16 protein-coding genes are annotated in these 24053 nt (G+C 69.8%); 10 read left to right on the top strand and 6 right to left on the bottom strand.

Translation table 11 applies throughout. The annotated features are described in order from the left end of the window. The first annotated feature begins 454 nt into the window (after nucleotides 1-454). Nucleotides 455-913, top strand: a complete 459-nt coding sequence (locus tag IL992_RS39590; RefSeq protein ID WP_193208435.1) for a hypothetical protein — start codon at nucleotides 455-457, stop codon at nucleotides 911-913. Nucleotides 914-1073: 160 nt separating this feature from the next. Here IL992_RS39590 and IL992_RS39585 read toward each other — a convergent pair whose 3' ends face one another. Together IL992_RS39585 and IL992_RS39580 are read right to left on the bottom strand one after the other, a co-directional pair. After that, nucleotides 1074-1568, bottom strand: coding sequence for an NUDIX domain-containing protein (locus tag IL992_RS39585; RefSeq protein WP_193208434.1), 495 nt, complete (start codon nucleotides 1566-1568; stop codon nucleotides 1074-1076). 195 nt (nucleotides 1569-1763) lie between these two features. Next, nucleotides 1764-3236 carry a M48 family metallopeptidase gene (locus IL992_RS39580; protein WP_193208433.1) on the bottom strand — a complete coding sequence of 491 codons (1473 nt, stop codon included), beginning with the start codon at nucleotides 3234-3236 and terminating at the stop codon, nucleotides 1764-1766. 144 nt (nucleotides 3237-3380) lie between these two features. On the opposite strand from IL992_RS39580, the gene fxlM reads away from it, so the two are divergent. From fxlM to IL992_RS39545, 7 genes are all read left to right on the top strand, one after another. Beyond that, the gene (fxlM, locus tag IL992_RS39575; protein ID WP_319019117.1) at nucleotides 3381-4601 is read left to right on the top strand and encodes a methyltransferase, FxLD system; all 1221 of its coding nucleotides are present in this window, start codon (nucleotides 3381-3383) and stop codon (nucleotides 4599-4601) included. A gap of 189 nt (nucleotides 4602-4790) precedes the next feature. Then, complete coding sequence (locus IL992_RS39570) at nucleotides 4791-8294, top strand: DUF4132 domain-containing protein (RefSeq protein ID WP_193208432.1); 3504 nt, start codon at nucleotides 4791-4793, stop codon at nucleotides 8292-8294. After that, on the top strand, nucleotides 8291-9367 hold the full coding sequence (locus tag IL992_RS39565; protein WP_193208431.1) for an ATP-binding protein: 1077 nt from the start codon (nucleotides 8291-8293) through the stop codon (nucleotides 9365-9367). The genes IL992_RS39570 and IL992_RS39565 overlap by 4 nt, the downstream gene beginning before the upstream one ends. A 2-nt stretch (nucleotides 9368-9369) precedes the next feature. Continuing rightward, complete coding sequence (locus IL992_RS39560) at nucleotides 9370-11613, top strand: DUF5682 family protein (protein ID WP_193208430.1); 2244 nt, start codon at nucleotides 9370-9372, stop codon at nucleotides 11611-11613. Beyond that, nucleotides 11610-12728 carry a VWA domain-containing protein gene (locus tag IL992_RS39555; protein ID WP_193208429.1) on the top strand — a complete coding sequence of 373 codons (1119 nt, stop codon included), beginning with the start codon at nucleotides 11610-11612 and terminating at the stop codon, nucleotides 12726-12728. The genes IL992_RS39560 and IL992_RS39555 overlap by 4 nt, the downstream gene beginning before the upstream one ends. Next, nucleotides 12725-14683 (top strand): hypothetical protein, encoded by a 1959-nt coding sequence (locus IL992_RS39550; protein WP_193208428.1) that lies wholly within the window; start codon nucleotides 12725-12727, stop codon nucleotides 14681-14683. Before IL992_RS39555 ends, IL992_RS39550 begins: the two co-directional genes overlap by 4 nt. A 107-nt stretch (nucleotides 14684-14790) precedes the next feature. Continuing rightward, nucleotides 14791-15465: a hypothetical protein gene (locus IL992_RS39545; protein ID WP_226874639.1), complete on the top strand. Its 675-nt coding sequence runs from the start codon at nucleotides 14791-14793 to the stop codon at nucleotides 15463-15465. Between the two features lie 63 nt (nucleotides 15466-15528). On the opposite strand, the gene IL992_RS39540 is transcribed toward IL992_RS39545, so the two are convergent. The 4 genes from IL992_RS39540 to IL992_RS39525 all read right to left on the bottom strand — a co-directional run bounded on the left by IL992_RS39540 (nucleotide 15529) and on the right by IL992_RS39525 (nucleotide 19089). Further along, nucleotides 15529-15981 carry a hypothetical protein gene (locus tag IL992_RS39540; RefSeq protein WP_193208427.1) on the bottom strand — a complete coding sequence of 151 codons (453 nt, stop codon included), beginning with the start codon at nucleotides 15979-15981 and terminating at the stop codon, nucleotides 15529-15531. Continuing rightward, on the bottom strand, nucleotides 15978-16136 hold the full coding sequence (locus IL992_RS39535) for a hypothetical protein (RefSeq protein ID WP_193208426.1): 159 nt from the start codon (nucleotides 16134-16136) through the stop codon (nucleotides 15978-15980). The genes IL992_RS39540 and IL992_RS39535 overlap by 4 nt, the downstream gene beginning before the upstream one ends. Nucleotides 16137-16309: 173 nt before the next feature. Next, nucleotides 16310-17734 (bottom strand): rifampin monooxygenase, encoded by a 1425-nt coding sequence (rox, locus tag IL992_RS39530; RefSeq protein WP_226874651.1) that lies wholly within the window; start codon nucleotides 17732-17734, stop codon nucleotides 16310-16312. A 614-nt stretch (nucleotides 17735-18348) separates the two neighbouring features. After that, nucleotides 18349-19089: a VOC family protein gene (locus IL992_RS39525; RefSeq protein ID WP_193208424.1), complete on the bottom strand. Its 741-nt coding sequence runs from the start codon at nucleotides 19087-19089 to the stop codon at nucleotides 18349-18351. Nucleotides 19090-19385: 296 nt separating this feature from the next. Here IL992_RS39525 and IL992_RS39520 point away from each other — a divergent pair, with 296 nt between their 5' ends. Both IL992_RS39520 and IL992_RS39515 read left to right on the top strand, forming a co-directional pair. After that, nucleotides 19386-19799 (top strand): RNA-binding S4 domain-containing protein, encoded by a 414-nt coding sequence (locus IL992_RS39520; RefSeq protein WP_193208423.1) that lies wholly within the window; start codon nucleotides 19386-19388, stop codon nucleotides 19797-19799. A 463-nt stretch (nucleotides 19800-20262) separates the two neighbouring features. Continuing rightward, complete coding sequence (locus IL992_RS39515; RefSeq protein WP_193208422.1) at nucleotides 20263-23148, top strand: glycosyl hydrolase family 95 catalytic domain-containing protein; 2886 nt, start codon at nucleotides 20263-20265, stop codon at nucleotides 23146-23148. The last annotated feature ends 905 nt before the right edge of the window (nucleotides 23149-24053 follow it).

The following is a 24053-nucleotide window of genomic DNA, read 5'->3' as shown; positions in this document are numbered from 1 at the left end:
GCCGGCGCCGAACCGCTGAAGGGCGAGACCGAACGATTTCCCACCCGTCCTGGCGCGGCTTCCGCTGAGATCACGACCGGCAACGGTCCGCTGAGCGAACCGGAACGTCGCTCCGCCGGTCGATCTGAATGAAGATGTGACGGCGGTAAGCAGGCCGGGGTGACTACCAGACATTGGTGAGGGAAGCCGGATGCATCGTCGATCTCGCATTTCAGCGTTCGCCGCTGGTCGTTCCATTACATGCAGGTTTCTGATCGTTCTCCTGTCGCTTTCCCTTTTCAGCACAGCATGTCTGGACGAGGAGTTCGGGGGAGGCTCGAACGCCGCGGAGACCGAGAAGGGGCAGGTTCAGGAGCCGAAGACGTCCAAGAAACCCAAGGGCCCGGTCTGCCCCACTCCGGGACCCATCACGAGGTCCCAACTCCCCGACTTCCCGTCGGCGGACGGGGTCAGTGTGATCACACAGAACCCCTGCATCAGCATCGCGGGCCTGGCCGAGGACGTCCTCGGTTTCATCCCCGAAGGGCGCTCCCAGGAGTTCAGAGAGTTCCGTGGCGGGCTCGAGCGGTTCATCACCAGGGTGAACGCGGTCAACGACGCGGCGGAGTGCGCCTATGAGACCGACCACTTGGCGATCGGGGTGTACCACCACGACAACGCCCCATGGTCGATCGGCATGGTCGCTGTCGTCCGCGGGGACCTGGACGCGCTGGTCGACAGCGGAGTCTGCTGGCTGCTGAGGAGGCTGCCGTTCGACGTCCCCACGGGACTCGCACCTGACGAGATCCGTCCCGATTTCTGCGCCGACGCCGTCATCAGGAGAAGCAACGGCTACCGCTTCACGATCCTGTGGATCGGCTCATCGAATGTCATGTGCGGCAGCCTCGCCACCCTGTACACCGGCACCGCGTAAGGACGCGAACCCCTACAAATCCATCCCCGGAATCCGCACGTCTGGTTCACGGGCTCTGGGGCCGTGGCGGGTCGAGACCGGCCACTTCACTGCCTGGCTACCGTGGTGCTCGCCGGCCGCAACAGCGACGCCAAGCTACAAGCCCGCGCGTGGGTCCGAGCTACGGGAGCAGGCGGCTGAGGCCGTCCTCCAGATAAGCGGTCCGGCCGGCGTCCGCCGCCAAGATCGCTGCGTTCATCCTTCGCGCCAGGCCCGGCGGCAAGAGCTTGGTCAGGTCTGCGGGAGGAACGAATGCGTATTCGTCGAGCTCCTCGGGCTGCAGGCGGAGCGCCGCGATTTGGGAATCGGTGAGCACGCCTGTGTTGAAGACGAACATCAGCCCGGCGTCCCAGGGCGGTGCCGGTGGCACCCAGTCGACACATGCGAGCCGACCCACCGGCGGCGCTATGCCCAGCTCCTCCCGCAATTCACGGAGCAAGGCACCGACGGGGGACTCCCCTGCCTCGACGATTCCGCCGGGGATGTCCCAGTCGTCCTTGTAGACCGGGTGCACGACAAGCACCCGCCCCTCGTGGTCTCGGAGCAATGCGCCTGCCGCAGCACGAAGGCGCGGTACGGAGGCGACGTAGGCCAGGTAGGACGCAGAGTCACTCATGACGCTCCGACACTATGACCCGCGCATGGCCTGGCGCCTGCGTACATCAAAACCTCACTCGGAGGCAGCCCGTACACCACCGGCCGGGACGTCATCGGCCGGCAGGGAGGAAAAGACGGCGTGCCGCCCCCGGACGCCGACCGAGGACAGCACTACAACACGCGCTGGACGCCCTGTCCCGGCTCTCGGCCGGCGTCAGGAGGTGACGGGCGCCTGCGGCCTCAGCGACACGCCTATCTGGGCGAACCACTGGCGCACGCCTGGCACCTGCGCGGGATCGGCGGCGACCCGGGCCGCGTACTCCTCGACGTCGACCTCCGCGCCCGTCGTGTCGCGCAAGGTGGCGGGCCCGGTCCACGACAGCGTCCACCGGGCCCTGCCGCTGCCGATCAGCACGCCCTCGACGGCGCGGGCGAGGACCTTGGCCACCAGGTCCGGCGACGGCCGCCACCCGAGGCGGACGAGCTCCTCATGGAGGGCGGCGGCCTGGCCCCGGGCCAGCGCCTCCAGGGCGGCGTCCAGGGACGGCTCCGGCCCGCCCGCGACCCGCTGACCCGCGGTTGACAGGTCCTGCAGCGCCTCGTCATTGACGCCCATGTACATGCCCTGGGCGACCATCTCCTCCCAAGGCAGCGGGCGCAGCTTCAGCGCCTCCTCCGTCCAGAAGGTCTGCTCCACAGCGCGCGCGGCGACGGCGGGGTCCCGCAGGAGCGCCAGCGCGGGGCGCGGGTCGCGGGCGTGCGGGACGTCCTGCAGTACGGCGATCGCGGCCAGCCGCTCCGGCAGGCTCGGGTGGGAGTCGTACGGCCCGGCCTCCTCGCCGCCCTCGTCCGCCTGAGCGATCTCCGTCCGATGCGCATCGGCGAGGGCATGGAAGCCTCCGAACAGGTCGGCCGGACGGCTGCCCGCCATGCCGGTCATGCCGACGTACCGCTCCATGAACAGGTTCCAGACGTCCGCCGTGCCGTGCACCTTGCGCAGGGCGTTCCCGGCGGCCTCACGGCTCGCGACGGCGGCCGCGAACCGGTCGGCCTCCAGCTCCTGCCGTCGGGAGACGGCCTGGGAGACCCGCAGGAAGAGCCTGGCGTACAAGGAGAAGAGCTTCTGGATGAAGGCGTGGTTCCGCAGGGAGGCGACCGCCGCCAGCACGGCGATCCTGCCGCGATACACCGGTGCGCCCAGCCGCGTGTGCGCACCGCTGTAGTGGCCGAGCTCGTGTCCCAGCACCGCGCGCATCTCGTCCACCGAAAGCGTCATCAACAGGGGCAGGCCGACGTACATGATGCGCCGACCCGCCCGCAGTCCCAGCCAGCTCGTGTCCTCCCGCACCGCCGCGTTCACCTCGGCGACCAGCCGGATCTCGTCCGGCGGGCGGGTCCCCACCCGTGCGGCCAGCCCCTCGACCGTCTGCCAGAGCACCGGCTCATCCCCGCGGCCGACCGCAACGCCCGGCTCCTCCTGGCGTCCGCGGCGGTTGACCAGGATGAGGCCGCGCAGCAGCGCCAGGGCGGCCAGGGTGAGCACGATCGCGATCTTCAGCGAGCCTGCGGTGACGTGCCGCAGGACGGCGACGTCGACGAGCACCGCGGCCCCGAACACGGCGGCGACCAGCACGTAGAAGCCCGCTAGCAGGCCGAACGCGATCGTCGCGCGGAAGGCGGTGACCATGTCTTAACTTCCGGTAAAGGTGAGGACGGGAGGGCGAAATTAACGGATTTTGCCGGACCTGTCACCCGGATTGCGAGAGATCGCGGGGCCCGCGCGCAGCCGAAACCGCGCTGGATATAGGGGTCTTTCGCTAACGTCGCGCGAGTGACCGCCGACGCTCGTTCACCGGAGTCCGCCGATCGCCTGCGTGCCGACCTGGTCGCCGCGCTCAGGGAGCGGGGTTCGATCCGCTCCCCCGAGGTCGCCGCAGCCTTCACGAAGGTCCCCAGGGAAAGGTTCGCGCCGGAGGCGCCGCTCGACGCCGCCTACTCCGCCCGGGATGTCGTCGTCACCAAACGCGACCCCGACGGCAGGGCGACCAGTTCCATCAGCGCGCCCTGGCTCCAGGCCGAGATGCTGGAGGCCGCCCGGCTGACCCGCGGCGCGCGAGTCCTGGAGATCGGCTCCGGCGGCTACAACGCCGCGCTCATCGCCGAAATCGTCGGACCGGACGGCTTCGTGGTCACCGTGGACATCGATCCGTGGGTCACCGAGCGGGCGGCCCGTTTCCTGGCCGACACCGGATATCCCCAGGTCAAGGTCGTTCTCGGGGACGCCGAGCACGCCGCCGACGAGTACGGCCCGTACGACGCCATCCTCGTGACCGCCGGCGCCTGGGACTGCCCCTGGGGGCGGCTGCTCGCCCCGGAGGGCCGGATGGTGGTTCCCCTGCGCTTCGCCACGATCACCAGGTCCATCACCTTCGTCCGCGACGGCGACCGGCTCCAGGGCCTGGACGCCACCGTGTGCGGGTTCATCCCCATGCAGGGCGCCGGGGCGTACAAGGACCGGGAAGCCGTCCTCGCCGACGGAGCGGTCAAGCTGACCATCGAAGACGGCCCCGAACTCGACATCGACGCTCTCGGCCGGGCGCTGGTCGAGCCGCGCACCGAGCTGTGGACCGGCGTCGAGGTCGGCAGAGGGGAGCCGTTCGACACCCTCAACCTGTGGCTGGCCACCGTCGAGGACAGGTTCGGCATGATCTGGCAGGACCCCGATCGTGACCGCGATCTCGTCCAGACCGCCCTGCGCTGGTACTGCCCGGCCCTCATCTCCCGCGACAGCTTCGCCTACCTCACCCTTCGCGACGCCCAGCCACATGCGACCGCGGCGGTGCACTACGAGCTCGGGGTATACGGACACGGCCGCCACGGCGCCGAGCTCGCCCGCCCGCTCCGTGACCAGATCAAGGTCTGGGATCGCACCTGGCGCCACCACCCCGGGCCGGCCTTCAGCCTCCACCCCGCCGACGCCACAGTGCCGCATCCAGCTGTCGGCCGGATTTTCCGAAAGCAGCACACGCAACTGGTCATGGCCTGGGCCTGAGCCCCGCAGCCTGCATGTCAGGTTCCGCGCTGTGAATCCGTGGCAATGCGGTGCGCGCCAATTTGTCGGTCTTGCGCGCAATACTCGCCGCTGGCGATCACGAGGATGAGGCATCCGAGCCGGCGCGGTCACTCCGTCGTGTCGCTTGAACGACGAGCCCTACATCAAGCACACCGTGGAGGTATCGGCATGAGCGCAGATCGGATGCTGACCTATGTCGGCGGCGGTTCGGCCAAGTTCTGGGAAGTGCGCCAGAACGGTACGGAGCTGAACATTCGGTATGGGCGGATGGGCGCAGCCGGTCAGGCGCAGGTGAAGTCGTTCGACTCCGCTGCCGCCGCCGCGGCGGCGGCCGACAAACTGGTGGCGGAGAAGTTACGCAAGGGCTACACGGAAGACGAAGCGGTCGCCGCGCCGGTGACCGCCCCGGCGGGGATCGACAGCGCCGGGGATGAGGACCGGCTGACGATGCCGGCCGCTTGGCTGCGCGCTCTTCATCCGCGGCGGGGTGGAGTGAAGGTCGCCGTGAAGAGGCTGGACGCGGGCGCGCCCAAGGAACTCGCTGCGAGATTGGACGAGCGTCGGCAGTCGATCCTCGACTCGCTGGCAAGGTGTTCCGACCCGGAGCTCGCCGCCGCGGGCGCGGCGTACCTGGCCGGGGAGCCCGCCGCCCCACCGCTGGGCGCCGCGGTGGTCGCCCACGTGGTGGCCGCGTCCCTGCCATGGGACGTTCGGACGTCGCTGCCGCTGTTCGCCGAGGCCTGGCTGGTCGAACGCGGCCTGGTGTTCGCGGCGGTGGCCGTGACCGAACTGGTCTCGCTGGGTTTCGGGTCCGACGGGCACACGCTGCGAGTTCAACGACTTGCTGCCGATGATCCCCACCAGCATTGGTACGGCTGGAATCGGCCGGAGCTCGCCGCGCGGGTCCGTGCCGTCCTCTCGGCCGCATCGGAGGCCGAGTATGCCGAGGTCGTCGCGGCGCTGGCGGTGAGCCGTGAAGGCGGGCTCCACCATCGGGTGGCGGCTTCCTACCTGGCGCCGACCGAAGTGGACTGGGTCACGACCGACTGCGCCGAAGTGAGCCGCGTCAACCCGCATCTCGCCTTCAACCTGGTCGCCGCGATCAGCACGCCGGAGCACGCGGCGCTCATCGCGAACCACGTGCCGACTTACTGGGTGACGGACTCCCTCGCTCTGCTCGCCACAGTCGTCGACGGCATGGGTGGCGCGGCCGTGCCGGTGCTGGCCGGGTGGTTCGACGAGGTCTCCGACGCGGAAAGCCGCCGGCGGCTGCTGGACATGCTCGCCGAACTGCCCGGCGACGCGGCGATGCGAGCACTTCTCGACCGGATCGAGCACAAGTACACCCAGACGGCTCTCCTGCGCGCGGCGGCCCGCTTCCCGCGCCGGGCGATGCGGATGCTGGCCACCCACGGTGGCAAGGTCGCGGACCTGCTGCTGCGCGCCCACGTGCTGGCCCATCCCGACCTGGTGGCCAAGGTGATCGCGACCGTCGGTGATGCCACCGCGGAGCGGATCAACAGGATCGCAACGGCTGCGACCGTCGCCACCGCTCCGGTCGAGGCCCTGCCCGAGGTGCTGGTCACCCCGCCCTGGACCCGTCCGCGTACGGCCCGCAAGCCGGTCGTCGTGAATGACCTGGTGTGCGCCGACGAGCCGGCCGTGGTGTGGGCGCCGGGCGAGCGGGACAACTGGCGTTCCGTCCGGCCGGGGCACGATTCATGGGATCGGGCCTGGTACCAGAGCTGGGAAGAGATCGCCGCCCAGATCGCCGACGGCCGGAGGGCCCAGTGGCACGACGAGATCGCCCTGTTCGTCGCCGGGCCCGAGGAGCTGGCCGGACCGCTGATCGAGAAGTGGCGCCCGGCCGACCTGTGGGGGACCTCCGAATGGATGCCGAGGGTGGTCGCCAGGTTCGAGCTGGCGGCGCTGCCCGCGGTGCTGGACAGCGCCCGGCGCAGCCCCGTGGCGGTCGCTCCGGCGCTGCTTCCGTTCGCCGGCCCGGAGATCGCCGTGCTGATGGCCGAGTGGCTGGCCCGGTTGAAGTCGGTGCGCGCCACCGCGCTGGCGTGGCTGGCCCGCCACCCCGAGGCGGCCGCGGGGGCACTGATCCCGCCGGCCCTGGGCAAGCCCGGCGTGGCCCGGCGACAGGCGGAGCAGGCTCTGGCGGTGCTGGCCGCGGGCGGTGCCCGCGACGCTGTGGCGGAGGCCGCCGAGGGTTACGGCCCCGTCGCCGAGTCCGCGGTCGCCGACCTGCTCGCGGCCGACCCGCTCGACGCGCTGCCCGGCAAGATGCCCGTGCTGCCCGAATGGGCGGAGGTTGCGATCCTGACGCCGATCCACCTGCGCGGCGACGCGGGTGCGCTGCCGCCCGAGGCGGTCCGCCATGTGATGACGATGCTGGCGATCTCCCGGCCCGGTGATCCGTACGCCGGTCTCGCCCTGGTCAAGGAGGCCTGTGACAGCCGCAGCCTCGCGGACTTCGGCTGGGCGCTGTTCCAGCGCTGGCAGGCGGCCGGCTACCCGTCCAAGGAGAGCTGGGTGATGGACGCGCTGGGACTGCTCGGCGACGACGAGACCGTCCGGCGGCTGACGCCGCTGATCAGGACCTGGCCCGGTGAGGGGGGACACGCGCGTGCGGTCGCGGGTCTGGACCTGCTGGCCTCCATCGGCTCCGACGTCGCGTTGATGCACCTGCACGGCATCGCCGAGAAGGTCAAGTTCAGCGGGCTCAAGAACCGGGCCAGGCAGAAGATGGACGAGGTCGCCGCGGAGCTCGGCCTGACGCCGCAGGAACTGGCCGACCGGCTGGTGCCGGACTTCGGGCTGTCCGCCGACGGCAGCCTGACCCTCGATTACGGCCGCAGGCAGTTCGTCGTCGGCTTCGACGAGCAGCTCAAGCCCTACGTGGCCGACGCCGCGGGGAAGCGGCTCAAGAACCTGCCCAAGCCGGGGGCGAACGACGATCCGGAGCTCGCGCCTGCCGCCTACCAGCGGTTCGCCGGGCTGAAGAAGGACGTGCGCGCCGTGGCCGCGGACAACATCCGCCGGCTGGAGCAGGCCATGGTGAACCGGCGCCGCTGGAGCGGTGCGGAGTTCAAGCGGCTGCTCGTCGGCCACCCGCTGCTCTGGCACATCGTGCGGCGGCTGGTGTGGGGGCTCTACGATCCCTCGGGCCGGCTCACGGGCGCCCTGCGCGTGGCCGAGGACCGCAGTTTCGCCGATGTCGACGACGACACGCTGACGTTGCCCGACGAGGCCGTCGTCGGGGTGGCGCACCCGCTGGAGCTGACGGAGAGCCTGGCCGCCTGGGCCGAGGTGTTCGCCGACTACGAGATCCTGCAGCCGTTCCCGCAACTGGGCCGGGAGACATACGACCTGGACGAGACGCTGCTGGCCGAGATCGGCTCCGCCAAGGTCCCCACCGTCAAGGTGGTCGGTCTGGAACGGCGTGGCTGGCGGCGAGGCGCGCCGCAGGACGCCGGTTGGCAGGGCTGGATCGAACGGGACGTACCCGGCGGCGGGACCATCACGATCGGTCTCGATCCGGGCATCTCGGTCGGCTACCTCGACGTCGCCGACGAGCAGACCTTGATGGGCGTGTCCCTCGACGGCCTCGATCCGATCACCGTCTCCGAGATCCTGCGAGACCTGCGGGAGATCACCCGATGAACGAACACGTCCAGCGGCCCCCGGCCGAGATCCGCTACGCCGGCGAGCTGGCCCGGCTGCGGGACAACGACACCGACGACCGGCCGCCCGGCTGGGCGTTGAGCCTGCGTGCGGCCCGGCGCTTCGTCCTCGGGGACGAGAAGCTGGGCATCAGCCGCAAGTTCGTGGGTGATCCTTCACTGATCGACCGATCCCTGGTGACGCTCGCGACCAACCGCGGGCTGATGCTGGTGGGTGAGCCGGGCACGGCGAAGTCGCTGCTGTCCGAGCTGCTCGCCGCGGCGGTGAGCGGAACCTCGACGCTCACCATCCAGGGCGGAGCGGCCACCACGGAAGACCAGATCAAGTATTCGTGGAACTACGCGCTGCTGGTCGCCGAGGGCCCGTCCACCCGGTCACTGGTGGCCGCTCCGCTGCTGCGCGGCATGGCCGAGGGCAAGGTGGTGCGCTTCGAGGAGATCACGCGATGCCCGCTGGAGGTGCAGGACTGCCTGCTGTCGCCGCTGTCGGACCGCGTGCTCGCCGTACCGGAGCTGACCGGTCCGGAGGCGATGGTGTTCGCCCGGGAGGGGTTCACCGTCATCGCCACCGCCAACACGCGCGACCGCGGCGTCAACGAGATGAGCGCCGCGCTCAAGCGCCGGTTCAATTTCGAGACGGTCTTCCCCATCGCCGACTTCGACACCGAGCTGCTGCTGGTGGAGGCGGAGGCCACCGCTCTCCTGAAGCGGTCGGGCGTCGGCGCGCCGCCACGGCGCGACGTGCTGGAGGTCCTGGTCACCGCGTTCCGGGAGCTGCGCGAGGGGCAGACCGCGCGCGGTGACGCCACCGACCGCCTGTCGGGAGTGATGAGCACCGCCGAGGCCGTCTCGGTCGCGCATGCCGTCGGGCTGCGCGGGTGGTTCCTGCGCGGAGAGCCCGGCGACGCCGCCGACCTTGTCTCCTGCCTGGCCGGCACGGCGGCCAAGGACAACCCGGAGGACCTGGCGAAACTCCGCAGATATCTGGAGCAGAGGCGGTCCGGGGACCAGTGGAAGGCCTTGTACGAGGCCCGTCATCTGCTGCCGGGCTGACGATGGCGGTCACGTTCCTCGGCGTGCGGCACCACAGCCCCGCCTGCGCCCGGCTGGTCGCCGACACCATTCGTTCCGTACGGCCCGCGTACGTGCTGGTCGAGGGCCCGGCGGACATGAACCACAGGATGGACGAGCTCCTGCTGGGGCACGAGCTGCCGATCGCGGTCTACACCAGCTATCGGGATTCGGAACGGCGGCACGGCTCATGGACGCCGCTGTGCGACTACTCCCCGGAGTGGACGGCGCTGACCGCGGGCCACGACGTCGGCTCCGAGCTGCGTTTCATCGACCTGCCCGCCTGGCATCCGGCGCTGGCCGAGGTCCGCAACCGTTACGCCGACGCGGAGGCCCGCTACAGCGAGGTGACCGGGCGGCTGTGCCGTACGTTCTCGGTGGACAACGTGGACGCGTTGTGGGACCACCTGTTCGAGATCGAGCCGGCCGACGGGCTGGCGGAACGGCTGGCCACCTACTTCGACCTCGTGCGCGGCGACACGCGGACCGGTTCGGACGACATGGCCCGCGAGGCGTACATGGCGCAGTGGATCCGGGCCGCCGTCGCCGACGCGGGCGACAGGCCGGTGGTCGTGGTCACGGGTGGCTTCCACCGCCCCGCGTTGATCCGGCTGACCGAGCAGGGCGACCGGAACTGGCCGGAGGTGCCGCGGCCGCCCGCGGACGCGGTCGTCGGCAGTTACCTGGTGCCGTACTCGTTCCGGCGGCTGGACGCCTTCGACGGCTACCAGTCGGGCATGCCGTCGCCGGGCTACTACCAGCACCTGTGGGAGTCCGGTCCCGCCGACGCCGCCCGCAGGCTCACCGAGGCGGTGACGGCCCGGCTGCGTGCCCGGCGTCAGCCCGTGTCCACCGCGGACCTGATCGCCGCTCGGGCCACCGCGGACGGGATCGCGTTGATGCGCGGTCATCCGCATCCGGCCCGGGTCGACGTGCTGGACGGCCTGGCCAGTGCGCTGGTCAACGAGGCGATCGAGGCCCCGCTGCCCTGGGCGACCCGTGGCCCGCTGCAGGCCGGCAATCACCCCGTCATCGTGGAGATGATCGCGGCCCTCAGCGGCGATCGGGTGGGCCGTCTGCATCGCTCGACTCCGTTGCCACCGCTGGTCCACGCGGTTCTCGCGGTGCTGGGCGGCCCGGGTGAGGAACGGCTCGACCTTGGCGAGGAAGCCGGCCGCGAGCGCAGCCGGTTGCTGCACCGGCTGCGGGTGCTGCGGATCCCCGGCGTGGTACGCACCTCGGGACCCCGCCTGGCCGGGGGTCCGGAACTGGTCGAACGATGGACGCTGACGGAGTCCGACGACCGGCTGCCCGCACTGATCGAGGCCGGCGGGTACGGCGTGGATCCGCAGGAGGCGGCGGCTGCCGCCCTCGCAGAACGGATTCCGGGAGCGGACCTGGACCAGCTGGCCGACGTCCTGTTCGACACGGCGCTGTGCGGCATCGGTGAACTGACCGGACAGGTGCTGGACGACCTGGCGCGGGCCGTCGGCGGGGCGGCCGATCTGGGATCGCTGGGCCGCACCCTCGCCGTCGCCCTGGCGATGTGGCGCCACGACGACCTGTTCCGCACCGGCGGCAGCACCACCGTGGGCAGGGTCGTCCAGGCCGCCACCCGCCGGGCGCTGTGGCTGGCCGAGGGTGTGCGTGGCGGCCCCGCACCGGCCGACCTTCAGCGCATCAACGCCATGACCGCCGTCCGCGACGCCCTCAGGCACGCGGGCCCGTCGCTCGGACTGGACACGCAGGCGGCGCTTGGCGTCGCCGACCGGCTCGCCGCCTGTCAGGACGCGCCACCCGACCTGCGTGGAGCGTCGTTGGGTCTGGGCTGGTCACTGCGTGGCACGGCTGCCGCGGACCCCGCCCGGGCGGTGCGCGGCGCGTTCGTCCCCGCGTCGGCCGGTGACTGGCTGGCCGGGTTGTTCGCGCTCGCCCGGGAGGAGGTGCTGCACACCGCCGGCATGCTGGAGCTGCTCGACGACCTGGTCGGAGAGATGACCGATCACGACTTCCTGGTGGCCTTGCCCGCGCTGCGCCAGGCGTTCGGCTTCTTCCCGCCTCGCGAACGCCACCTCATCGCCACCCGCCTGGTCGAGCGGCGCGCCGGCGGCGCATTCGCATGGGACCTGATGCGGCTGGACGCGGCGCCGGAGCTGGTGGCCGCGGGTAGGGCACTGGACGAGCGGGTCGAGGCGGCACTGCGCCGGGAGGGACTGATCGCATCATGACCGACCCCACTCTTGAACGGTGGCGCCTGCTGCTCGGCGAGCCGGGCGGCGCGTGCCTCGGTGGGCAGGGGCTCGGCGCGCAGGCCGCCGCCCGTGACGCGGCCGTGGACTGGCTCTACGGCCGCGACGAGGACCTGCGCCGGCGTGGCGTACGGCACGGCGGGACGGGCGAATCGGTGCTGACCACCTTCGACTGGCTGGACGACATCGCCCGGCTGTTCCCGAAGGAGACCGTCGAACGACTGCACCGCGACGCGGTCGAGCGTTACGAGATCCATGACGTGGTGACCGACCCGGCCGTGCTGGCGCGCATCGAACCCAATCCCGCACTGCTCAAGGCGGTGCTACGGACCAAGCACCTGATGAACCCGCAGGTGTTGCGGCTGGCCAGGCGGATCGTGGAGCAGGTCGTCCGGCAGCTGATGGACAAACTCGCCACCGAGGTCCGCAGCGCGTTCTCCGGCACGAAGGTGCGACGGCCCGGCCGGATGCGGCTGGCCCGCAACTTCGACATGGTCAGGACCCTGCGCGCCAACCTCGGCCGCTACCAGCCGGAGACCGGGAAGGTGGTGATCGAGACGCCGTTCTTCTTCTCCCGGACCCGCCGCCACCTGGAGCAGTGGCAGGTGATCCTGCTCGTCGACCAGTCCGGGTCGATGGTCGACTCGGTGATCCACTCGGCGGTCACCGCGGCCTGTCTGTGGGGGTTGCCCGGTGTACGCACCCACCTGGTCGCCTTCGACACCGAAGTGGTGGACCTGACCGCCGACGTCGACGATCCGGTGGAGTTGCTGATGAAGGTCCAGCTCGGCGGCGGCACCGACATCGCCCGCGCGGCGGCGTACGGTGCGGGCCTGGTGGACCAGCCGCGCCGGGCGATCGTCGTGCTGATCTCCGACTTCTACGAGGGCGGTGATCCACGCCGATTGGTGCGGGTCGTACGCGACCTGGTGGCGCAGGGCAGCAAGGTGCTGGGCCTGGCCGCCCTCGACGAGCAGGCCAATCCCGCCTACGACCGGGAGCTGGCGCAGCGCCTGGCCGACGCCGGAGCCCACGTGGGTGCGATGACACCCGGCGAACTGGCCTCCTTCGTGGCGGAGCACGTGGGCCGATGAGGACAGATCTACTCGGGCTCACGGCGGACTCCCTCGCCGCGCTCACCAATCGCGGACTGGTCAAACGTGCCGGCAAGGAGGCCGCGCCGGAGCTTCGGACCGACCCTGACGGCACCGTTCACGGCAGCTTCTCCGACGGCCCGACCGCGACCCTGCCGCCCGGCGGCCTCGACCTGGCCCGCTGCACCTGTGGTTCCCTTGGCGTCTGCCGGCACGTCATCGGGGTGATCCTCGCCTACCAGCGCCTGCCCGCCGAGGCTGCCCCGATAGAGGCTGACACAGTGCCCGTAGAGGCTGCCGCGGAGCCCGTGCCCTGGTCACCGGGGCAGGTGACCGACGACGAACTCACCGCCAGGATCGGCGCCCGGCTGATGGCCGCCGCTCGCCGTACGGAGAGAACCGGGTTCACCGCACGGATCCGCCGGGCGACCTCCACCGATCCGGTGCCGCAGGTCGAGCTGGCCACCGCGACGGTGCGCTTCCTGGTCCCCGGCGATCTCGGGTTCGTCCACACCGACACCGTCGCCGGCAGCCGCGATGACGTCATCGCCCTGGCAGTGTGGGCGTTCCGGATCGCCGACGAGCTGCACCCCGGCGTCCCCGAGGTGCGGGTCGACGTCGGTGGCGAGGCCGAAGCCGGCGCCGGATCCGGGCTGGAGCGGGCCCTGGGCCTGGCCGGCACGGTCCTGCGTGAGGGCGCGGCGCATCTCGGTCAGGGACTCGAGGCCACCATCGCCGACGTGCGGCGCCACCTGGACGCCGCCGGACTGCGCTGGCCGCTGCTGGCCGTCGGCGACCTCGCCGAGCAGCTGACTTCCTATCGCGACCGTAGCTCCCACTACCGTCCCGAGCTTCTCGCGAGCCACCTCGCCGAACTCCACGCCCGGCACCGGGCGGTGACGCGGCCGGACGCCACTCTGCGCAGCAGCGTGCTCGGCACCACCGAGGCCGCCGAGACCCCGTTGCGCCGGGCCCGCCTGGAGAGCCTCGGCTGCCGGATCCGCGGTCTCGGCGACCAGCGGATCGCCGAGGTCTACCTGGCCCACAGCGACAGCGCCATGGTGCTGGTTCTCCGCCGTCAGTGGGACGGCGACGACGACGGGGCGGCGCTGGCCCGGCGGAGGATCGCCACGTCGACGCTGGCCGCTCTGGCCACCGGCAACGTGGTCACCGAGTCCGCCGTCCGCAGCGCCAGCCGTACGGTGCGGCTGGCCACCGGGCGGATCTCCACGACGATGGTCAGCCCGTCACGGGGCGACTGGGGCGGACTGCCGCCGTCTCTGCTGGTGACCGACATCGCCGCGCTCAGCCGTGAGCTCGACACGCTCACCCTCCGGCCCATCCGCCCGAGAGTGGAAGCGGAACTGGTCCGGGTCGTCGCCGTCGCTCGGGTGGAGGCCGTCACGTATGCCCCCGGAGACCAGCGCCTCGACGCCGTCATCGCCGATGAGGCGGGTAACACCGCCACCGTCAGGGCCACTCACACCGGCGCCGCCCCCGGACGCCTCGACTCGCTGGCCGCCGCGCTCACCGGAGAGGAGGGCGAACTGCGTTTCGTCAGCGGCGTGGTCGGGCGTACCGGAGGCGGTGTCGTCATCGAACCGGTCGGTCTGGCTGTCGGCGGCCGAGTCGTCGTCCCCGACCTCCAGCCAGCCGGTGGGAGCGGCAGGCTCATGGTGGCCGAGGACGACCGGCACGAACCACTCACCGCCGCTCTGATCGACACCCGAGGACTGCTCGCCGAAGCAGCCCATCATGGCCTGTCTCACCTGCCGCCGACCTACGACGACCGGCTCGCCGCCGCGGCGCAGCGATTGACCGTGCTCGGACTGCACCGCGTCGCGAAGGCCGTCACAGCCTTCGCGGCGGCGCGGACCCACGGCTCCGACGAGGCGGTCGAGCAGGCCTGGATCGACGCGTACCTGCGCCTGGAGGTTGCTCTGGACCTGAACTGACCGATGTGGCGCCGTGGTTGGAATCACGGTGAATCGGTGCGGACAAAATCGCTCGTCAAGCCGGCACGTCGCTCTTAGCATGCTTTCCCAGCAGGACACGAGACGGGGTGAGAGTGCGCCTTACGGAGCAGACCTGGTCGACGTTGATCAGCAAGGTTCGCCTGGGCCGCGACGAGTACCGAGTGGTCCGGCCGGCTCGAGCCGTGAAGCACGCGATGCTGTACGAAGGCCGGCTCGGCGCGGAGCTCAGCGTGGACAAGCAGGCGGCCGTGGTGCTGGCGATGGCCTGGGGGCTGGCCGCCCGCTCCCCGCACAGCTTGATCTACCTGCCGCTGCGCACGGCCCGCCCGGCTGACTCGGCGAACCAGGAGCGGCTGCTGGATCTGGTCCTGCTGCATCATCGCCTGGCGTTCCCGGTCTCCCGCTGGAAGCAGGTCCGCGCCAGGCTGGGAGCGGGTAGGCCGCATGGCGTGACCCTTCCCCCTCAGGCGTTTCGTCGGCGCGCCGATGCTGATCAGCGACGGTGGGCCCATCAGGGCTTTCGTGATCATCTCCGCTGGGACATCGCCGCGGACACCCTCTTCCTGATCGGCAGCCGCGAGGCGTTCGAACTGGAGGCGGATTCGGTGCGTGCCCTGGCCGAGGACTGCCCGGCGCACCTCGCGACAGGCCCCGGCACCCACTGTTGCGCCGAAATCACCATGGGCCGGGCGAGGATGCATCCGGACCGCCGCCGTCCGTGGGCGGAGCTGCACGTCGAGTACTGCCAGTGCCGCCGTTGATCAGAGAGATCTGCGCCGACTCCACCAGAGGTCATATCCGGACGAAGGCTGACCGTCGAAGCATCACCCGACGCGGGTGGAGTCCATGGTCCAGTTGGTCTCCCAGGTCTGGCCGCCGTCGTAGGAGAAGGCCTGCTCCCAGTGGCACGAGTCGGGCGTGATTCCCGACCAGATGAACCGGACGCGGGTCGGGCGGCCGTCGTCGGTGTCGTCGGCGTAGAAGGTGCCGACTCCGTCGACGAAGCGGCCGACGACCGGGACCGGATCCAGGCCGCGCCTGCTGTTGACCCAGTAGATGGACCACTCGTCCCGGTCGGCGTCGTACGTCCGGACCGTCGCGCCGTCGAAGTCCTTGGTCGGCAGCGTGAGCGTGTCGAAGCTGCCGGCACCGTCGAAGAAGCCGTACGCGACGCAGCGGCCGGGGAACTCCTCCCACTCGTCGCTGCCGACACCCCGCTTCAGCAGTCTCCGGTTGGCCACGTCCCACGTGCCGACGAGGAAGTCGAAGTCGTTCACAGTCCCGCCCCTTCCGGCCGGGTGCCGGCCAGGTGGTCGCCGCGGTCCGGAGAACCGCCCCTCGGCTCGGATGCCCGCCCGGGCCTGTCGTCGTGAAACCAGTCGTCGACCGCGATCGGGTCGAGTGGCAGCGTGATCTTCTGGATGAACGTCATGCCCGGGACCGTACGGCCCATCCACTGACACGTATCGTCAGTGAATGTGCGCGCGGCCCAACCTGAAGCGCGTGGCGTCGGAGCCGGGCCGAGCCCGGAGCGGGCCAGTGTCCACGGCGGAGACGGCCATGGGCGAGGCTGTCGGGTGAGCAGGCCGCGCGGTATCGGCGAAATCAGTTGGCGGGTTTTCCGAACCAGCGGGAGAGGTGGTCGTCCAGGTCCTGCTGATCGTCGCCGATCCATGCGACGTGGCCGTCGGGGCGTAGCAGGACGCATGGAACATCCAGCACCGCAGTGGGATCCGCGAGGTAATCGACCCGGTCTGACCAGCCGCCGACGGTCAGGCGTTCGGTGCGGTCCAGCAGCAGGCCGCGGCCGCGATGCAGCAGACCGTAGAGATGGCCCTGTTTCACGTCGATGTCGGGCAGGCGGCGGCCGAGCAGGTCGGGGCCTTCGCCGAAGTCGTAGCGGATGCCGATCGCGGTGATCTTCTCGATCAGGTAGCGGTTCACCTCGTCGAAGTCCATCAGTTCGGTGAGCAGCCTGCGCACGGCCTGCGGGCCCGGTTCGGTGGACAGCAGTTCCATCTGGGCTCGGGTGTTGTCCAGCACGTCCTCGGCGACCGGATGGCGTTCGGCCTGGTAGGTGTCCAGCAGTGTTTCCGGCGCCCAGCCGCGGATCTGTGCGGCCAGTTTCCAGCCGAGGTTGAACGCGTCCTGAACACCCAAGTTGAGGCCCTGTCCGCCGATGGGTGGATGGATGTGTGCGGCGTCGCCGGCCAGCAGCACCCGCCCGACCCGATAGCGTTCGGCTACCCGGGTGGCATCCCCGAAGCGGGACAACCAGCGCGGAGAGTGCACGCCGAAATCCGTTCCCGCGATGGTGCGCAGCTGTTGTTTGAAATCCTCGAGGGTGGGCGGTACCGCGCGGTCGCTGACTCCCGCGGCGGGGACGACGACGCTGTAGACCCCGCCGCCGAAGGGCCTGAGCCAGAATCGCTGATGGGTCGCGTGGATTTCGGCCACCTTGGCGGTGATCTCCTCCTGCGGCACACCCACTTCCATCTCGCCCATCAGCGTCTCGTTCCGCGAGGGCTCGCCGGGGAAGCCGACGCCGAGCAGTTTGCGCACCGTACTGCGCCCGCCGTCACAGCCGACGAGATAGCGCGCACGCAGCTGTTCCCCGTCGGCCAGCTCGACGGTCACCCCCTCGTCGTCCTGCTCGAAACCGGCGACCGCGCAACCGCGCCGGACCTGCGCACCCAGCTCGATCGCATGTTCTTCAAGCAGGCGTTCGATGACCGGCTGCGGGATGCCCAGCAGATAGGCGTGCGCGGAATCCAGATCCTTGGGCGCGGGTTTGTCGATGGCGGCGAAGAAACCGCCGGCCGGACGCTGTCTTCCAAGCTGGAGAATGCGCTCCAGCAGTCCGCGCATCGCCATCAGCTCGATACTGCGAATATGCAGACCGACTATGCGGACGAACGACTTGGGCTCGGTTTCCTTCTCCAGAACGAGTACCCGCACATCGTGCAGCCGTAGTTCGGCGGCCAGCATCGCACCAGTCGGCCCGCACCCGGCAATGATCACGTCGAACATGGGCGCGCGATCGGCGCCGGAGGCCGGCGACCGGAGTCCGGGGACGTCGCCCACGGTGAAGTCGCGCTCGACCCTATCGTTCGACGACGGCTCGGCCGGGAACTGCGGAGTGTGCATAGGTGTTGCCTTTCGGGAGTGCCGTGTTGTCGAGGCGCTCCCGGCGACACCTACGTCAATCGCCCGACCGTGACGGGAAGGGGAGCACCCACATCGATACAGCGTTCATGGGTCTCACCTCCTCGGGCGGTGTCACGGTCAACGGCAAGCTACAAGCCCGAGCATCATCCCGTCCAATCCTTTCCCAGCCAGGTGATCACGGCCCCAAACGGCCCCTGCGATTGCAGGGCGAATCCGATTCGCCCTGCTCAGCGACTTGATCCGCTGGTCAAGTTCTGGTGCCCCCTGCGTGGCACCAACCAGATCTGCGCCGGCTCCACCAGCGGTTGTATCCGGACGAAGGCTGACCGTCGAAGCCCGCGTCGGTTTCCGTGGCTGACCGCATCCGTCGCCCGGTGTGCGACGCGGCGACGACCGCGATCCCCCCAGGCGTTCCCGCTCCGGCCACGGTCTGGTCTCGCAGCGCGAAGGCGCGGTGAGGCGACCCGGACTCCGGGTCAGGCCGGAGCGAGGACGCAGAACTCGTTGCCCTCCGGGTCGGCGAGGACGATCCACGGGACATCGCCCTGCCCGACGTCGGCGAGCGTCGCGCCGAGGGTCTGCAGCCGGGCCACCTCCGCCGCTTGGTCCTCAGCGGGGTGGGGCAGCAGGTCGAGATGGACGCGGTTCCGTACGGTCTTCACGCCGGGCGTTGTGCGGAGGAACTCAAGATACGGCCCGACTCCCTTGGCGGAGCGCAGCCGCGCATGGTCGTCGGTCACCTCGTGCAGGGTCCAGTCCATCGCCTCGCCCCAGAACCGGGCCATGGCCCGCGGGTCCGCGCAGTCGACCACCACCGCGGCGATCGGCCCGGTGTCCCGGTAGATCTCCCGAGGCTCCAGCACGCAGAACACGTTGCCCTCCGGGTCGGCCAGAACCGTCCACGGGACGTCGCCCTGGCCCACGTCGGCGGGCGTCGCACCGAGCTCCTTCAGGCGCGCGACCAACTCCGCCTGATGGGCCGCAGAGGTGGTGGCGAGATCGAGGTGCACGCGGTACTTCACCGTCCCGGGGTCCGGGACGGTGACCACACAGACGCAGACGGCGACGGGGTCGGGCCAGACGAAGCCCACGGGCCCAACGCCTGTCACATTGGGTCCCTCGCTGAAAACACCCCAACCAAGCGCCTCCGCCCAGAACCGGCCGAGCGCCGAGCTATCCCGACCTTTGATATTCAGCAGACCAAGTCGCAGCGCCATGCCGTCCACCCTATGTTCACCAGATCAACCGGAGGGTCAGTCCTTGATCAGGAGGTCCTGGAAGGTGACGTCACGCTCGTCGCCGTCCGAGCTGCTGCGGGAGCGGGACGTAGGCGGCGGTATGAACATCGGCCTCATCGACGCGATCGTCCGGTGCTCCCTCGACCACGGGTATCACGTCCTGCTCGAAGGCGTCCTCACCGCCGGCCGCTACGGGGCGGGTGCTGCAGTCCCTGCAGCCCTTGGCCAGGCGGGCTTGCCTGCTGGCGGGGCGCCGCTCTCAGTACAGTGTCGGAGTGTCGGGTGAGCAGGTGAGTGCGCGGGTGGACATCTGGATCTGGTCAGTACGGCTGACCAGGACGCGTTCGATCGCGTCCGACGCCTGCCGGGGCGGTCACGTCCGGGTCAACGGTGTGCGGGTCAAGCCCGCGCACGTCGTCCGGGTCGGTGACGAGATCCGGCTGCGGCACGAGGGGCGCGAACGCATTGTGGTCGTCTCCCGCATCATCACCAAGCGCGTCGGCGCCGCCGTGGCCGCCGAGTGCTACGTCGACAAGAGCCCTCCGCCTCCTCCGCGCGAGGAGGCCGTGACGGTGGCCGTTCGGGCTCGTGGCGCGGGACGTCCCACCAAACGCGAGCGCCGCAGTATCGACAAACTGCTCGGGCGCCCGGTGGTGGAGGGGCGGGACCGCCGGGCACGCCCGGAGTGAACGGCATGCCGCATTGAATTCTTCGCCGCACGCCTACCAGAGGTGGGATGACTCCCTGCGGGCGCGTCGCGCCCACGGATGAATGAAGGAAGTAGCCGGCGGTAGGCGCACACCTCGCGGTCGCCGTTCTGGCGCTCAACCTTCCTGCCGATGAAAGTTTCACCGAGCTCCCGAAGGAGTCGTCGGCCGTCCTGGAAACCGAGACCAGGTTACGCGGCGCTCGAGATCGTTTCTTGACTCGATACATCAGACGTCATACGTTGCGCGAAACCGCACCTATTCATGGGATGTCCTCCCGACAAACCCAAGTGTGTTCCTGCCTTCAGAAGCACCCCTTTGACCGCATGCCCTGCATCAGGGTGTCCCGTCGAATCGCGGCCGTACCGCGGAGGTGGACCAGCCGTGGCGGCACAGCCGGCACTCGGCCGCGAGCATCACGCCCAACTCGCCACCAGGAGCTTCAATGAACATGCCGCTGAACCGTCGACGCTTCATCGCCACCACGGCGGCGACCGTCGGCGCTGCCGCGCTTCCTTCGGCGATCTTCGCTGACCGAGCGGCTGCCGCCGTGCCGCCGCAACTGCCGCAACGCGGCATCTACGACACGGCCTCCGCCGTGAGTTGGACCGATGCCTTCCTGACCGGCAACGGCGAGTACGGTGCCATGCTCTACGGCGCGCCCACCCTGGAGAAGGTGGTCTTCACGCATCATCGGTTCGTGATGCCCAACGGCACCCGTAACCTGACTCCGCCGGTGCTGTCTGGCCGGTTGCCGGGCGTCAGGGACAAGGCGCTTGCCGGTGACTTCAACGGTGCCACCGGCGACTTCACCTCCGGCTGGTCGCTGCGCTGGACCCAGACCTTCCATCCGGGCTATGAGCTGCAGATCAGCACCCCGGGGATGACGACCGTCAGCAACTACGCCCGGATCACCGATTTCAGGACCGGGGAGGTCACCTCGACGTGGACCGACAGTTATGGTGCGTGGACGCGCCGGGCTTTCGCCTCCCGAGCCGACCGGGTCATCGTCCACGAACTCACTCCCGCGCCGGGGCGGACGATCGACACCACGCTGAGCGTCAACACGGCCCTGAGCGGCGTGCCGGGGTCCGTCGGCTTCGCCACCCTGGCCACGGTCGGCAACGGTGACGGCTACCTGAACCTGCGGGGCACATACCCCGCCGGGCAGGGGGCGTTCGGCTATGAGGGCGTCACCCGGGTGGTCGCGACCGGCGGTTCGGTACGGGTGAGCGGGTCGGCCATCGTCGTGGCCGCGGCGACCAAACTCGTGCTGCTGACCAAACTCGACCGCTACGAGTCGTCCACCGCGTGGGACGCGAAACCGCTGCACATGGCGCTGGCCGCGCTGAGCGCCGACTACGCGACGCTGCTCACGCGGCATACCGCCCTGCACACCCCGCTGTACGACCGGTCACGCCTCGACCTGAACGTCAGCGCCGCCGATCGGCAACTGTCGACCAGTGAGCTGATCGCGCGGCAGAATTCCAATCGCAATGTCATCGACCTCGCGTTGCTGGAGCGGATGTACGACTCCGGCCGTTACCTATTCCTCAGTTCCAGCGGCGTCCTGCCACCGCGGCTGACCGGCCTGTGGACGGGCGCCTGGGACGCGGCGTGGGCCGGCGACTTCACCACCGACGCCAACGTCAACTTCCAGGTCGCCGGCGGCAACATCCTGTCTCTCACCGAAGCCATGGACGGCTACTTCAACCTGATCCTCGGCCAGATCAACGATTGGCGCACCAACGCCAGAAATCTTTACGGCACTCGCGGCCTGCTCGCTCCCTCCCGCACCGACGGCGAGTACGGCAAGATGCTGCACTTCGACAGCGGGTTCCCCGGCCACACCTGGATCGGCGGCGCCGACTGGCTGCTCTATCCGCTGCTCGAGTACTACCAGGTCACCGGTGACGCCGCCTTCTACCGCACCAAGCTCGCTCCGGTCCTGATCGAGCTCGCGTTGTTCTACGAGGACTTCCTCACTCGCACCGACGCCAACGGCAAGGTCATCTTCGTGCCGTGCTTCTCCATGGAGAACAGCCCCGGCAACACGGGCAGGCAACTGTCGATCAATGCGACCGGCGAGATCGCCGCAGGCAAGCACGCGCTGCAGGCCGCCATCGACGCCGCCGACTTCCTCGGCACCGAGCAGGGCCCAGGCCAAGGCGTGCAACGCTGGACCGCCTTGCTGGCCAAGATGCCCGATTATCGGATCAACGGCGACGGGGCGCTCGCGGAATGGTCGTGGCCCAGCCTGACCGACCGGTACAACCACCGTCACGTACAGCACATGTACCCGGTCTGGCCGCTGCACGAGATCAACCCCGAGGACAAGCCCGACCTGATTCGCTACGCGAGCCGCGCCCTGGATCTGCGAGGGGACGAGGGAGGGGAGGCCCACGGCGCCATCCACCGCAGCCTCGCCCGAGCCCGGCTCAAGGACGGCGCCGGCGTGTACGGCAACCTGCGGAAGATCCTGGGCAATAACATGATCTTCCGATCGTTGATGACCTCGCACAACCCGAACCTGTCGATCTACAACGCCGACGCCGCCAACTCGCTGCCCGCGATCGTCGCCGAGGCATTGATCTACACCAGGCCCGGCATCCTGGAGTTGCTGCCCGCGCTGCCCGATCAGTTCGCCAAGGGCACGATCACCGGCGTGCGCGGCCGCAACCGCATCCGGATCGAATCGCTCACCTGGGACATCAGCGCCCGGACCGTCACCGCCACCGTCATCTCCGAAGTAACCCAAACAGTGACGCTCATCAGCCGGCGCGGGATCGCTTCCGTTACCACCAGCGCAGGCGTCGCCACCTCTCCGTTGGGCAGCCATGCCCGGCAGGTGTCACTGACCGCAGGTACGACGACCCAGATCACCGTCGAGCTGGGCACCGGCGGCCCGTCCACCGGCGTCGTCCGCCTGGTCAACCGCAACAGCGGCAAGGTGCTGGACGTCTACGGAGGCTCCACCGCCGACGGTGCCGCCGTCGTCCAGTGGCCCTGGAACGGCGGGGCCAACCAGCAGTGGCGGATGTCGCAGAACTCCGACGGCTCGTTCCGGCTGACCAGTGTCGGCAGCGGCAAGGTCCTCAGCAGCCCGAACGCCAATCAGGGCACCGCCCTCGTCCAGATGACCGACACCAACGGCACGAACCAGCGGTGGAAACTCGTCCCCGCGGCCACGAGCGGCTACTACCGGCTCGTCAACGTGGGCGATGGATTATGTGCGGACGTCGAAGCCGGCTCCACAGCCGACGGCGCCCGAGTCATCCAATGGGCCGGCAACAGCGGTGCCAACCAGGAATGGCAGATCACCGCTGTGTGACACCGGGGACCCGGCCGCGTTCTGTCGCACTACCCCGCTAGCTTCCCGTTTCTGCAGCAGGTGGAATGTGATCAATTTTGCGGATGAAAGTTTCATCAGCAATGCGATTCACCACTGCTGGGATGACGCGGTTGCCTCCCTGAACCTGCCCGGAATGCGGCTGATCCAGCAGGGATCCGGTGCGCCGCGGGCACCGCATGGAGGATCGCGCCGGGCCGACGACCACCGGCGCGGAAACGGAGACACCGGCCCTGACCTGGCAGATCGGACCACGACCCGCCAGGTCGCAGGACGCACGACCGGCGGCGTCCCGCCTCAACCCGCGGGAAGCCCACCATGTCGCGGAAGATCACTCGGCGTCGCCGGCTCTGGGGGTCGACGAAGGTGGGCCTTCCCGCGCTCCATCGACTGTTGCACGACACCCCTGTTGATGCGACATTACCCGTAGACATCAGTCGGCATACGTAATACGTGTCGTCTCGAAATGGTAACGCCACGTCTGCCACAAATTCTTAGGGCGTGTTATGAGGAGACCTCGGGCCCCGGCGGCGTGACCCTCGTCAGCGCGGGGCCGGGGCGGACGGCCAGGACTCCTTCAGCACCGGCAGGCTCGTCCTTCGCGTACTGGAGGGTCCATGAGCCGCCTGTGACGAATGCTCGGTGCGCAAGACCGGCCGGCACCGCTCATCCCGCGGTAAGAACATTCGGCCTTCCCGACGACGAGCCTGCCGAGGCCCACGCTCTCCGCGATTGCCGCGCATGGCGTGAGGGCGGCCGGCCCCTCGGCCCGCAAAGGCGCACGACCCTCCGATCGATGTCCGCAACTGCAAGACAAGGCGTCACGCCCGCGCAATGGCACACCCCGATGAGTTCTGCTACGGCGGGGTGATTTCGCGGCGAAAATC

Source organism: Microbispora sitophila, assembly GCF_014892245.1.
In the GTDB taxonomy this organism is placed as follows: domain Bacteria; phylum Actinomycetota; class Actinomycetes; order Streptosporangiales; family Streptosporangiaceae; genus Microbispora; species Microbispora siamensis.
This window is presented reverse-complemented; position numbering and strand designations above follow the sequence as displayed.

Coding starts and splice junctions, on each gene's coding strand:
- IL992_RS39585 (WP_193208434.1), bottom strand. CDS start 1,568: ATGAGTGACTCTGCGTCCTACCTGGCCTACGTCGCCTCCGTACCGCGC.
- IL992_RS39580 (WP_193208433.1), bottom strand. CDS start 3,236: ATGGTCACCGCCTTCCGCGCGACGATCGCGTTCGGCCTGCTAGCGGGC.
- IL992_RS39570 (WP_193208432.1), top strand. CDS start 4,791: ATGAGCGCAGATCGGATGCTGACCTATGTCGGCGGCGGTTCGGCCAAG.
- IL992_RS39565 (WP_193208431.1), top strand. CDS start 8,291: ATGAACGAACACGTCCAGCGGCCCCCGGCCGAGATCCGCTACGCCGGC.
- IL992_RS39560 (WP_193208430.1), top strand. CDS start 9,370: ATGGCGGTCACGTTCCTCGGCGTGCGGCACCACAGCCCCGCCTGCGCC.
- IL992_RS39555 (WP_193208429.1), top strand. CDS start 11,610: ATGACCGACCCCACTCTTGAACGGTGGCGCCTGCTGCTCGGCGAGCCG.
- IL992_RS39550 (WP_193208428.1), top strand. CDS start 12,725: ATGAGGACAGATCTACTCGGGCTCACGGCGGACTCCCTCGCCGCGCTC.
- IL992_RS39535 (WP_193208426.1), bottom strand. CDS start 16,136: ATGACGTTCATCCAGAAGATCACGCTGCCACTCGACCCGATCGCGGTC.
- rox (WP_226874651.1), bottom strand. CDS start 17,734: ATGTTCGACGTGATCATTGCCGGGTGCGGGCCGACTGGTGCGATGCTG.
- IL992_RS39525 (WP_193208424.1), bottom strand. CDS start 19,089: ATGGCGCTGCGACTTGGTCTGCTGAATATCAAAGGTCGGGATAGCTCG.
- IL992_RS39515 (WP_193208422.1), top strand. CDS start 20,263: ATGAACATGCCGCTGAACCGTCGACGCTTCATCGCCACCACGGCGGCG.